A 12,500-nucleotide genomic window follows, 5' to 3' on the forward strand; every position below is an offset into this window, starting at 1 on the left:
GCTACCCCTAGGGCGCCCATGAGCGACGTCCAGCACAGCAAACCCACCACCGGCGCCGAGGACGTGCGCTGGGATCTCGGCGACCTCTACACCGACCTCGACGATCCACGCCTCGACACCGATCTCGACGAGCTGGTGGCCGAGGCCGAGGCGTTCGGCCAGGCGCACCGCGGCAAGCTGAAGCAGACGCTGGGCCAGTCGCTGGTCGACCGCGCCAGGATGGAAGAGCGGGCGCTCAAGCTCATGCTCTACCTGCACCTGCGGCGCAGCACCGACGCGGCCAATCCCCGCATCCAGCAGCGGATGGGGGTGCTGTTCGAGCGCTGGAGCGCGGCCGAGGCCGATCACCTCAACTTCTTCGATCACGAGCTGGTCGCCATCGACGACGAGACCTACGCGGCGATCCTCGAGCGCGACGAGGTGGCCCGCCGCCATCGCAGCATGCTCGACCACCTCCGCGCCAACCGCCAGTACCTGCTCGAGGAGAACGTGGAGCGGGCGCTCACGCTGCGCTCGCCGTTCGGCGCCTCGGAGTGGGGCGACTACGTCGAGGAGCTCGAGTCGCTGCTGCGGTTCCGCTTCGACGATCGCGAGCTCACGCTGCCCGAGATCCTGCACGTGATCACCAACGATCTCGACGGCGATCGCCGGGCCGCCGCCCTGGCCTCGCTGTCGGGCGGCATGACCGAGCAGCGCTTCGACCAGGTCATGGCGCGCACGCTCAACGTGGTGCTGGGCGCCAAGGGGGTCGAGGACAAGGAGCGCGGCTACGGCAGCCCCATGTCCTCGCGCAACATCGGCAACCGGGTCGACGACGCGACGGTCGAGGCCCTGCACGAGGCGGTGGCCGAGCTCGGCGCGGTGCAAGGGCGTCGCTACTATCGCCTGCTGGCCGCCCACCTGGGGCGCAGGCCGCTGCGTTGGTCCGACCGAAACGCCCCGCTGCCGTTCGCCGACAATCGGCTGATCCCGTGGCAGGAGTGCGTCGACACCGTGCTCGCGGCCTACGGCTCGTTCTCGCCGACCCTGCGCGACCTGGTGCAGAGCATGATCGATCGCCGCTGGATCGACGCGCCGCCCTACCTGGGCAAGACCGGAGGGGCGTTCAACTTCTCGGTGCTGCTGCCTGGCGGCGAGGCGCGCTCCTACAACTTCCTGAACTACCTCGGCTCCACCCGCGACGTGATGACGGTGGCCCACGAGGTGGGGCACGGCGTGCACGGCATGCTGGCGGCTCGGGCCCAGGGCGTGCTGATGTACCAGGCGCCCATGGCCTACGCCGAGACCGCGTCGATCTTCGGCGAGATGACCACCTTTCGCTATCTGCTCGAGCGCACCGCGAGCGACGAGCAGCGGCTCGCCCTGCTCATGGACAAGTGCTCGGACCACATCAACACGGTGGTTCGGCAGATCTCGTTCTCCAACTTCGAGCGCACGATCCACGCCCAGCGTCGCCAGGGCAAGCTCACCAACGAGGATTTCGACGCGGCCTGGATGGACGTCACGCGGGCGTTCTATGGCCCCGAGGGCGAGCTGTTCACCTACGAGAGCACCCACAACCTGTGGGCCTACGTCACGCACTTCTTGCGGCCGTTCTACGTGTATGCCTATGCGTTCGGCGAGCTGTTCACCCAGTCGCTGTACGCGGTGCAGGGTGACCTCGGCGCGCGCTTCGAGGGCATGTACCTCGATCTGCTGCGCGCGGGCGGCAGCAAGAGCGCGGTGGAGCTGATGGAGCCGTTCGGGCTCGATCCGCGCGACCCCGAGTTCTGGCGGCGCGGAATCACGGGCAGCGTGGCGACCTGGCTCGACGAGGCCGAGGCCATCTCGGCGCGGATGGGGGTCGTGATCGAGTGAGCGACGCGGAGCGCCGCTTCGCTCGCGGCGTTCCGTGGCGGCCGGGCCATCGTGGGGCCGACGATTCGAGAGAGCCGACGAGGTCCGGCATGCGCTCGATCGTGGTAGATACATCTGCGGTGCGTTCGACCAAGTCAGAGCTGCTCGACGCGCTCCACGAGCTGGTCGACGTGTGCGAGGTGCTCGGTGTGCACGCGCCCTCGCCGTCCGAGCAGCAGCGGGTGCGTGATTGCGCCGCGCGGGTGCACGAGGCCCTGGCCGGGCTCGACGACGGTGATGCCATGACCGCGACGCGGGCCGACGTGGTCGCGCGCGTCGACGCCTTGCTGGCCGGGCTCGGCGACGACGAGCACGAGCCCTCGCGCTGGCGGTCGATTCGAACGCCGCTGCTCGAGCGATACGAGCGGCTGCATCGCGCGTGGGGGGACGGCGACGATCGACGCGTGCGTCAAAAGCCCCACAACCTCGCACGCACGGGGTTTCACGTGCTGTCCGGCGTGATGTGGGCGCTGCTCTACGAGTACGTGCTCGCTCGCGAGGTGCTCTTGTGGGTGCTGGGCGCCTGCCTGGTGTTCTTCTTGACCGACGACGCCATGCGGCGATGGTTCCCCGAGCGTCGCAGCGGGTTTGCGGTGGTGGTGTTCCGCATGCTGTCGCGCAGCAGCGAGTCCTCGGGCATCGCTTCGTCCACGTGGTATGCGCTGGGGTTGATGGTGGGGGTCGCGTTCCTGCCCAAGCCCGCGTGCATGATCGGCCTGTTGATCCTCGCGTTCGGCGACCCGGCGGCGGGCGTGGTGGGACGGCGGTTCGGCGTGCGGAAGATCTACCGCGACAAGAGCGTGGCGGGGACGCTGGCCTTCGTGGGCGTGGCGGTGGTGGTTGCGGCGGTGGGGCTCGAGTGGTGGAGGCCGATGATGGAGGTGGGCGCGTGGCTGGGGGTGGCGGTGGTGATCGCGATCGCCGGCGCGGTAGCGGAGGTGTTTGGGGATACGGTGCCCGATAACTTCTCGGTGCTGGTGGTGACCGGGGGGCTGGCGGCGTGGTTTGGGTGATGGGGGTGGGGACGTCGGCGCCGGGGTAGCGGTACACGCCGCGCCGGAGGCCGGTTCGAAAAGCGATCGAAATTCGACCGGTCGTATTGCCAGGGTTCGTTGAGGTGTCAGCCCGGGAAACGTGGGCAATGCTCGATCTGTAATGATGGTCGCGTGGGTGGTCGGCGGACTCGGCGGATGTGTGACCGAGGAGCCGGAGCGGGAGCGCAGCGAAGAGCCGACGAATGTAGTGATCGAGCGGCTGGGCTCGGCGGCTCATGGGCTCGAGCAGGCGAGCCAGGGCTGCGATGGAACACCGCTTCCAAGCTGCGACGGGCCGTTCACGGGAGCGTCGTGCGACCTGCCGTGCGCGCTCGCTCCTCCTGGTCTGCCGCCGCGCGAGTGCGGCGTGGACCGCTACTGCCACTCCGACGGCAGCACGTACGGCCTCGCCGCTCGCAACGCTGTGCTCTACCCCGCGTCGCCCGATGAGCCCGACGAAGCGGTCCAAGCCAATCTCGAGGCGTGGATCGTCGAGCATCCCGCCGATCTCGGCCTGGAGGCGGGGCTGACGGCGGATGACCTCGAGCTGCACCGGATGAACGACTTTCGGTCGTCGGCAGGGGCGCTGACGATCTTCCGCTTCGGGCAGACCTATCGCGGGATCCCGGTGCTGGCGCCGGATGGGATCGTGACGGTGGTGTATGGGCCCCAGGGGGCGATCTCGATCACTGGCGCGATCATCGATGGTCGGACGCCGTACGAGCATGCCGACGCGCAGGTCCACGCCGCCAAGGCGATCGACTCGATCTTGGCTCATGCGGACGCACAGATCGCTCAGGCGTCAGTGCAGGGGCTGCGGGTGGAGCATGCCACGCCCGTGGCAATGCCCATGGCGAAGGCGATCGGCTGGGCCGGCTTCGTGCGGCAGCCCGGAGGGCCGTTGCTGGCGCGGGTGATCGTGGACGCCGATCCCGGGTTTGCGGGGGCGGTGCAGCCGCTTTGGAGCTTTCGTGAGCTCGTGGTCTCGGGGCTGGGAGATACGCAGCAGATCGACGTGCACACGCTGGACGGCAGCAGCGATCCGACGTCGCTGGCGTATGCCGATCGGGACGTGCTGACGACGGGGGCGCCGCTCTTGGGCTCGATGTACGATGCGACGCTCCAGCTCCAGCTTGCGACGGAACGGGTGGTGGTGTTGACGCTTGGCGGGGAGCGGTCCAGGGATGTCGAGATCTACGGTGCTCGCGTCCTCGACCCGGTCGGTGACTTCTCCGCCAACACCGGACCCGAACTCAGCGCTCAGACCGCCTACCACCTGATCCAGAGCTGGTACGACTACACCGACGAGCACCTGAGCGACCCCGTGACTGGTACCAAGCAGTGGGACTCGGCCAACCTGCTGTACTCGGATGGAATGTCGCCAGGGGATACACCACCCGGAACGTACTCGCCACGGGTGCTGGTGTTCTCGAACACCAGCTCGGCCGACTGTCCGGTCTCGGGGATCGCGTGCGTGCGGCAGTCGGGGTACAAGATCGGAACACAGGAAGTTTCGGTGTTCCCCGAGCTCGCCCATATCCCCGCCGGCGCTTCCATGCAAGAAACGACGGGCAATGTCATCCTCCCCGGTGAGGGCGTCGAGCCCATCACCTTCGCCCACGAATTCGGCCACATCGTTGATCTCTTCACGGGCGGCGGCCTGATCAAGGACTTCGCGCCCGATTGCGGCAACGTGTGCGTCTACGAGTGCGTCGTCGGCACCACCGACGAGGCCCCTCCGCTGTCCGAGTCGGTGGCGCAACTCTTCACCTTCGTGTTCCTGCTCCAGGCCTTCGATGGCGTGGACTGGCAACACTGTTCGATCGTCGACCTCGTCTCCCGCAACGGCACCAAGTCGTGGACCCCCGGCCCCTGCATTCCACCCGGCGAGGACATCAGCCTGCTGCTGCGGTCGGACGACTGCACCAAACCATCCGATCAGTACTGCGACCGACCCGAGCAGATTGGGGTTGGTCGGGACTGTTGCTACGATGACGAGGATCTCGGCGATTGCACGCTGATCGTACCCAGCGAGTGCCCCGTGGGCGAGGTTGGCGCGACCGGCGGCTTGGGCACCGGGACGGCTCGCCCGGAGCCGACGGGAGCATGCGATCCCCATCCGGGCTATAGCACCAACAGCCTGTTCCAGGCGTTCTGGCAGATGCTCAACGGCCAGCGCTGCGATCCCACGCCGCCCTTCGCGTGCGTCTCGGTCGACTGGGCGCCGGGGGTGACACCAATGGACGCGGCCACCGACGCGCTGATCTACGCCATGCGGATCAACGCGCTCACGTACGACCAGCTCGTCGACGGCATGGCAACCTACGTCTCGTGCAACTACGGCGAGGCGGCCTATGATGAATTCAACGCGGTTGCCTGCGCCCATGGGCTCCGTGATTGCGCGGCGCCAGCTCCCATGATGTGCGAGGATTGCGGCAACGGCGTGCGTGAGGGCACCGAGACGTGCGACGGCGCCGACTGGCTGTACGCGAGCTGCGACGACCTCCCGGAGTATGCCGGTGGGACGCTGTCCTGCGACGAGAACACCTGTGCACTCGACTACGCTCAATGTTCGATGCCCAGCGTGGATACGACCGCGGGCACCGACGACCCCATCGATTCGTCGACGTCGATGACGCCCTATGTCGAGACGGAGACGACAGGGGCCGCGGGGGTGGATCCGGGCGGTTGCGACTGTCGAGCCTCTTCGGGCGGTCGTTGGCTCATCCTCATCCCATTGTTCGTGCTCGGCGTGAGGCGCCGAAGGAGGGCTGCCTGATGCGCTCCTGCGGGTTGATCGTATCATTGGGCCTGGCGTGGCTGACCGGCTGCCAGTGCTCAAGCGGAGAGATCGTCGGGCTCGACTCCGATACTTCCTCTGAGGCATCCGGGGAAATGTCCACCGGCTCGTCCATATCCGGTGAAGGTAGCACTGGCGAGCCATTCGACGCCTCGCGTTGGATCGGCCGCTATCACTTCGAGAGCACATTCCTTCCGTTTGGTGAGAGCGGCTATCCGGGTGGTGACTATTCGCTCGTCAATTTCGAGATTCTACACGATTCTCGTGCGACGATGCTCTACGATGATTGTTCCTTCGAAGAGCCGATCACCATCGCCTATGAGTGGCTCCCTCCCGAGGATGGCTGGATGAGCCTGCGACCCGGAGCGGGTGAGACGTCTCTCCGATTCCTCTCCCTCGAGGATGTCGAGAACTTGCGCGTGAAGCTCGTCGAGCCCTGCCGTGAGCTCGAGTTCGAGGTGGACGGGATGGGTTTGTCGTTCACCGTCGTACGACCCGGCGCGTCGTGCTGGGTTGACAAGTGTACGACTGGTCATGTCATGCAGGTCGACTACTGTGAGGGAGAACAGCCGGAGGAGGTGTGCCCATGAGCGAACCCCGACTGGCTGCACGCGAGCTGCGACGACCTCCCGGAGTACGCGGGCGGGACGCTGACCTGCGGCCAGAACACCTGCGCGCTCGACTACGCCCCTACATGATGCTCGCATCGTTGGCCTTGGCTTGGCCGACTGGCTGCCAGTGCTCCAGCGGAGAACTGGTCGAGGTCGACTCCGAAGGCTCCTCTGGGACCTTCGAGGAGACTCTCGCTGCGTCGTCCGGCTCCGGCGACGAGAGCACGGGTGAGCCCTTCGACGCCTCGCGCTGGATCGGCCGCTATCACTTCGAAAGCACCTTCCTTCCGTTTGGTGAGAGCGGCTATCCGGGCGGAAATTATACACTCACCAATTTCGAGATCCTACCCGACTCGCGGGCAACGATGCTCCACGATCACTGCAACTATAAAGAGCCCATCACCATCGAGTACCAGTGGCTACCCTCGGAGAATGGCTGGCTCATCCTGCAGCCGGGGGCTGGCGAGAGATCACTGCGGTTCAATGCGGATCCGGACGTGGAGAGCCTCCGGGTGCGACTGATCGAGCCGTGCCGCGAGCTGGAGTTCGACTACGACGGTACGATGATCGGGATGGGTCGATCATTCACCCTCATTCGACCCGGTGCATCGTGCTGGGTGGACAAGTGCACGACCGGCTCGATCATGCAGGTCGACTACTGCGACGGCGAACAACCAGAGGATGTGTGCCCGTGAGTGAATTCCGACTGGCTGTACGCGAGCTGCGACGACCTCCCGGAGTACCGGGCGGGACATTGACCTACGACCCCTGCGACATCCTGGTAGCGTGAGTCAGGGGACGTCGGCGCCGGGGAAGTCGGGGGTACCGTGGGTGGTCGGGCGGGGATCGCCGTCGATGTCGGTGGTGGGATCGCCGAGCTGCCACTGGGCGATGTAGGCGAAGGCTGACTGTCCGGAAGGGGAAAGATGGAAGTTGCCCGAGGCGATGTTGGTGAACCATGCCGTGCTTAGGGCACCGACCTGAAGATTGCCAGTGTCAGGTACATCGACGGAGGTGACTGAGTTGGAGACATCCACGATCGGGCAGTAATTGGTGACGTTGGCGCTGACCATGATGCTATTGCGTGCCGTGACCGAGAACGGATTGTCGCAGTACAGACTCGTGCCAGCAGGCCCGTCGCCTATGAGCGTCGAAGAGACGATCGTTGCCGATGATGTCGAGTAGACGCGGAGAGCGGAGCGGTTGACACCACCAAAGAAGGAGCCGACGAAGCAGTTGCGGATCATCAACTCGGCCCCGCCAACGATGTAGGCGCCGTGGATGTTGTTGACGAGCGAGGTGCGATCAAGCCACGCTTGGCCGCCGGTCATATATAGTGCAGCAGAACTAGAATTGTCGGAGAGACGGAGGCCGTCGAGGAAGACCGTCCCATCTGCCCAGATCTCGAGCTGAAACTGTTCGCTCGTGCTCCAGTTCGGTGAATCTCCCGGGGCAGCCAGAAAGGCGAGTCGCTTCTCGTTGTCGATCATCACGGACTCCAAGTAGTCGCCTTGATGGATGATGATCGTCCCTCCTTCGCCCGGCCCGAAGCTCGCAACGGCCGAACCGATCGTCGCGAACCTTTGCCCCGGCCCCACGCGGACGACCGCGTCCTCGGGCAGGCACCAGCCGGTGAACATGTCGCACGCCGCTTCGCCGCATTGGCTGTGCTCGGTGCACGGGACACACGTGTTGGTGAGAGGGTCGCACACAGGCGTGCTGCCGGTACATGCCACGGAATGGCTGGGTGTGCACTCCACGCACTCATCCCGGAGGCACACGGGGGTGGCCGGATCGAGATGTGCACAGGCGCTGTTGGGATCCGGTAGCTCGCCACACGACACGCATTCTCCACTGAACGGACTACAAAACGGCATCGCCGAATCCGGACAATCCTCGGACGACGTGCATGGAGCTTCGCCCGACGAGCTCGTGTCGGCCGAGGTACTCGACGAACTCTCGGTCCCGGTCTCCGAGCCGCTGGTCCCGTCCAGCAGTCCGCTGCATGTCAGCGCCCACTGATCGACCGCATCGTAGAATCCGCGCAGAGCCTCCGCCTCCTCCTCATCGACGAAAGCCTGCTCCTCCCGGATCCTCTTCGTCGCTCGCAGCCCCTCCAGCCGCCCCCGAGCCGCGAACACCACCTCGACCTCCATCATCTCCAAGATCTCCACGGGCAACTCCTCGTCGACCGAGCAGACCTCCTCGAGACCATCCTCCCGAGCCCGGCGCGCGAGCACGCCTTGCACGGTATCGGACTCGAGCAAGGGCTCGCCCTCGGCGACCCAAGCGCGCGGCACCCCGTCGCGCAGATGCACGTGGCGATCGGGCTCGAGCTCCAGCGCCTCGTCCACGGCCAGGCAGCCATGGCTCGCCCCCTCGACCACTCCACCGCCGATGACCACTACGCAGGCCTGGCCGTCACAGCCGCGGTCACCCCCGGTGAACACGCAGTGCTCACCGTCGATCCTCCGACCGCAGCCGGTCCCCCAGGGGATCGTGATCGCCAACAAGCCGAGCAACCTCGTCGAGACTCGCATCCTCCACCCCCTCATCGCGCTACCCATCCTCGGGACTGGCGTGGGCCAGCCATGCGCTCGAGCAGCGGGCCCCGCTCACCGCATACCACTCGATCCCTCTTGCAGCGCACCACGTCGGTCACGAGCAGCACCACCCCGGTGGTCAGCACGGCAGCACCGACCCCGAGCAGCGCGTAGCCCGGAGGGCGGAAATCGGTGGCGCTCAAGAGGTCGTTGCCCGAGGGCTCGATCCCTTTGGCCGAGACCAATGCTCCGCTCACCATCAACCCTCCACCCAACCCTGCGGTCACCGCTCCCATCAGTCCGAGCATGGCGGGTCGATAGGGCTTGGTCGCCAACGCGTTTCGGCGCATCAACTCGGCCTGGGCGGTGCGCTCGCGTTCGGCTCGTTCCCGGGCCTGGCGCTCGCGCTCGGCTTGCTCTCGCGTCCGCGCCTCGATCAGGCGATCGACGGCCTGCTCGACACCCACCTCGACCAGTGCGAGTAACTCGTCGGTCGAGCCCCTGCACTCGAACGTCTCGGGCTGCTCGGCCAGCGGCTCACCGTGTCGCAGCACGCGAATGGTCACGCGATAGTCGCGGCTCATGCCGGCCAGATCCACCACGATGCCGTCGCCATCCTCCAGATCCGAGGCGCGACGGTCGAGGACGGTACGCGCTTGTTCCTCGACCCATCCGCGATGAGCCTCGGCCTGGAACATGCGAGGGTCGACTTCGACGGTGAGCCGCTCGTCGGCGGCCGGGGCAGCGATGCTCGACGCCGAGCCGTTCGCCGCGCTCGACGACAGCCCGGCCAGTTCCGCCGCGAGGATCACGGCCAGCCAGGTTCGTGACGAGATCCCGATCACTTCACGCGCTCCTTGCTTGCCTCGACGACACCAGCGACGAGGAGGGCGAAGTGTCGATCGGAGCGGTCGATCGAAGAAAGAGCAAACTATGAATATGACCCTCACGTGTCACATCACTCGACGTCTTCGTGCGTGGTCGACCAAGGAGTGGAATGTTCGGGTCGACGCCCCCACCGCCCGACCCACCACCAAGACCAGAGCCACCCGCCGGCGCGGTCGGGTCGTCCTCCAGATCCCGGCCGGGCCAACGGACTGGTCACCCCGCGCGGTTTGCTGATATGCTCCGCCCCGACTCATGCCTCGCGCCGTTGCCCAGCGCCACGTCCGAGGGAGGTTGCGGGCCTCGTGGCTCGGGTGTGCCGCGATCGTGACGGCGTGGCTCGTGGTGACCGGATGCGGCGCTTCCGAGCCAAGCGCCCCCTTGGTGACGTCGAGCGAGGCACCGAGCCCCGAGCCGGCGAAGGGCGGGGAGCCCGTCGCGGCTCCGACCGCCGTCGATCCTCCTCCCGTCGCCGCCTCGACCTCGGACGGCCCCGAGCCCGACGCCGAGCCCGAGCCCCCGCCCAAGCCCGATCCCCTGCACGGCCAGGTGCGCGCCGGCGACAGCCTCAGTCGCATCCTCAATCGCGCCGGCCTCTCCGGCTCCAAGATCCAGCGCGTGGCCGAGGCGCTGCAGCCGGTGATGGACCCGGCCACCATCCGCATCGGACAGCGCTACGACATCGAGCTCGATGACACGGGTGAGCTGCTCTCGTTCGCCTTCCACCTGTCGGTGACCGAGGTCGCGCGGGTGCGACGAACCGACGACGGCACGCTGCAAGGACGGCTCGAAGAGCTGCCCACCGAGCTGCGCGAGGAAGAGATCGACGGCGTGGTCGAGAGCTCGCTGTGGGCCGCGCTCACCGAGCGCGGTCACTCGCCCGCGTTGGTCGACGTGATCGTGGACGTGTTCGCCTACGACATCGACTTCTTCCAGGCCACCCGCAAGGGCGACCGCTTCGCGCTGGTGGTCGAGCGCCACGAGCTCGACGGCGAGCTGGTGCGCTACGGACGGGTGCTGGCCGCGCGCTACGAGGGCGAGGCCAGCGGCGAGGTGCTGGTGCTGTGGTGGGAGCCCGATGGTGGCGAGGGCCGCTACGTCGATGGCGAGGGCCGCGGGGTGGCCCGCACCATGGTCAAGTCGCCGCTCAAGTACGCGCGGATCTCCTCGGGCTTCGATCCCAAGCGCATGCACCCGGTGCTGCATCGGGTCAAGAGCCACCAGGGCGTCGACTATGCGGCCCCCGAGGGCACGCCGGTGTGGGCGGCGGCCGACGGCAAGATCGTGTGGCGAGCCGAGAAGGGCGGGGCGGGCAACCTGGTGATCCTCCAGCACGACGGCGGGCTCAAAACCCTCTACATGCACTTGTCGCGCTTTGCCCCCGATCAGAAGGTGGGCGATCGGGTGAAGGCCAAGACGGTGATCGGCTACGTGGGACAGACGGGCCTGGCCACGGGTCCGCACCTGCACTTCGGGATGCAGAAGCACGGACGCTACGTGGACCCGACCACCATCGAGTCGGTGCGCGGACCCGGGGTGGGCGCGGGCGATCGTGCGCGCTTTGGCAAGGTGCGGGCGCGGTGGGAGGCGAGGCTGGCCGGGATGGGTGAGCCGGGCGAGACGGGCGATGGCGAGCCGGCCGATGCGGCGGGAGCGGATGCCGAGTCGGAGACCGACACGACCACGGAAGGCGATGTGGGCGAGCGCGACGGCTGACGCTCACATCGGCGTGTCGTCGCTCCCCCTCAGCACCTCGACGTTGTTCTGGATGTCCGGTAGTTCGAGCACTGCGAGGTAGATCGCCGCGTAGAGCAGCGTGCCCCGCATCGATCGCTGTCCGTCGGTTCGGTTGCCGAGCACCAGCGACGAGGTGTCCTTCAGCGGGAGGCCGGCGCCCAGGACCGGTGCCTCCATGTCCGGGGTAACGAGCGCGTCGCCGTCGATGTAGGCGCGAATGCGGTCCTGCTCGGCGACCTGCGTGGTGTCGACCACCACGTGCACCACCTGTCGCTGGCCCGTGAGGGTGGTGTCGAAGGTGCGGACGATGTCTCCGTCGTCCCAGCGCACCTGGAGCACGTTCATCATGTGCGCGCCGATCACGAAGTCTCCATTGTCGTCGTCGGTGCCGATGTGGAGGAAGCGCGAGGTGTTGCTGACCACGGCCTGAACACTGATCACCAGCTCGAACGTGATCTCCGACGCGCCGCCCAGCTCGTCGAGCAGCTTGGTGCCGTCGATGGGGGCCAGGGCCCGCCCGCTGCGGCCGGCCTGGCTCCACTGGATCCCTCGATTGCCGTCGTCGAGCGCGTAGACCGGGGTACCGTTGGTATAGATCAGCTCGAGGTCCACGGCCGGAGGCACGCTGTCGAGAACGTGCTCGGGGCGCTGGTCCGTGTCGGCCTCGTCGACGTACCAGCGTGCGAGCAGTTCGGTGTCCACCAGGGCCGGCTTGCTGGGTCCGGTCGTGTCGTCGGTGGGGTCGACCGCGGTGGTGGTCGGGGACTCGGTCGCCCCCGAGGTGCTTGACGACGTGCCGTCGTCGGCGGCGACGGTGGTGCTCGAGCCGGTCGACCCATCGGTGCTCGTCGTGGGCTCACCCAGGGGCGGCCCCTGGTTGTTGAGGCCGCCGGCGTTGGGATTGCACGCCAAGCACCCGAGCCCGAGCACCAGCCACGTCACGCCTCGCATGGGCCCGAGGATAGCCGAGGTCGTGACGGGACCGCGACGGGAC

General features: G+C 67.1%; 9 protein-coding genes. 6 read left to right on the forward strand and 3 right to left on the reverse strand.

The features are described 5' to 3' along the window. Nucleotides 1-18: 18 nt before the first annotated feature. The 5 genes from OEB96_RS39380 (at nt 19) to OEB96_RS39400 (ending at nt 7,036) form a co-directional block, all read left to right on the forward strand. On the forward strand, nt 19-1,857 hold the full coding sequence (locus tag OEB96_RS39380) for a M3 family oligoendopeptidase (RefSeq protein WP_266222059.1): 1,839 nt from the start codon (nt 19-21) through the stop codon (nt 1,855-1,857). Between the two features lie 119 nt (nt 1,858-1,976). Then, nucleotides 1,977-2,909, forward strand: coding sequence for a diacylglycerol/polyprenol kinase family protein (locus OEB96_RS39385; RefSeq protein WP_266222060.1), 933 nt, complete (start codon nt 1,977-1,979; stop codon nt 2,907-2,909). 121 nt (nt 2,910-3,030) lie between these two features. After that, entirely contained in the window at nt 3,031-5,709 is a 2,679-nt protein-coding gene (locus OEB96_RS39390) for a hypothetical protein (RefSeq protein ID WP_266222061.1), read from the forward strand. Next, nucleotides 5,709-6,320, forward strand: coding sequence for a hypothetical protein (locus OEB96_RS39395; protein WP_266222062.1), 612 nt, complete (start codon nt 5,709-5,711; stop codon nt 6,318-6,320). Before OEB96_RS39390 ends, OEB96_RS39395 begins: the two co-directional genes overlap by 1 nt. After that, nucleotides 6,317-7,036: a hypothetical protein gene (locus tag OEB96_RS39400; protein WP_266222063.1), complete on the forward strand. Its 720-nt coding sequence runs from the start codon at nt 6,317-6,319 to the stop codon at nt 7,034-7,036. Before OEB96_RS39395 ends, OEB96_RS39400 begins: the two co-directional genes overlap by 4 nt. 96 nt (nt 7,037-7,132) lie before the next feature. Here the strand turns inward: OEB96_RS39400 and OEB96_RS39405 are convergent, their stop codons facing one another. Continuing rightward, nucleotides 7,133-8,851, reverse strand: a complete 1,719-nt coding sequence (locus tag OEB96_RS39405) for a hypothetical protein (protein ID WP_266222064.1) — start codon at nt 8,849-8,851, stop codon at nt 7,133-7,135. Nucleotides 8,852-8,892: 41 nt separating this feature from the next. Then, complete coding sequence (locus OEB96_RS39410; protein WP_266222065.1) at nt 8,893-9,834, reverse strand: hypothetical protein; 942 nt, start codon at nt 9,832-9,834, stop codon at nt 8,893-8,895. A gap of 190 nt (nt 9,835-10,024) precedes the next feature. Between OEB96_RS39410 and OEB96_RS39415 the strand changes: the two genes are divergently transcribed. Next, a complete protein-coding gene (locus tag OEB96_RS39415) occupies nt 10,025-11,485 on the forward strand; it encodes a M23 family metallopeptidase (protein WP_266222066.1) in 1,461 nt (486 codons plus the stop codon). Nucleotides 11,486-11,488: 3 nt separating this feature from the next. On the opposite strand, the gene OEB96_RS39420 is transcribed toward OEB96_RS39415, so the two are convergent. Beyond that, nucleotides 11,489-12,457, reverse strand: coding sequence for a hypothetical protein (locus OEB96_RS39420; RefSeq protein ID WP_266222067.1), 969 nt, complete (start codon nt 12,455-12,457; stop codon nt 11,489-11,491). Between the last annotated feature and the right edge of the window lie 43 nt (nt 12,458-12,500).

The organism is Paraliomyxa miuraensis, assembly GCF_026337845.1.
GTDB classification, from domain to species: Bacteria; Myxococcota_A; Polyangia; order Nannocystales; family Nannocystaceae; genus Paraliomyxa; species Paraliomyxa miuraensis.

Bases quoted from the DNA above. Each gene is read 5' to 3' on its own strand.
- OEB96_RS39380 (WP_266222059.1), top strand. From the start codon at position 19: ATGAGCGACGTCCAGCACAGCAAACCCACCACCGGCGCCGAGGACGTG.
- OEB96_RS39395 (WP_266222062.1), top strand. From the start codon at position 5,709: ATGCGCTCCTGCGGGTTGATCGTATCATTGGGCCTGGCGTGGCTGACC.
- OEB96_RS39400 (WP_266222063.1), top strand. From the start codon at position 6,317: ATGAGCGAACCCCGACTGGCTGCACGCGAGCTGCGACGACCTCCCGGA.
- OEB96_RS39415 (WP_266222066.1), top strand. From the start codon at position 10,025: ATGCCTCGCGCCGTTGCCCAGCGCCACGTCCGAGGGAGGTTGCGGGCC.
- OEB96_RS39420 (WP_266222067.1), bottom strand. From the start codon at position 12,457: ATGCGAGGCGTGACGTGGCTGGTGCTCGGGCTCGGGTGCTTGGCGTGC.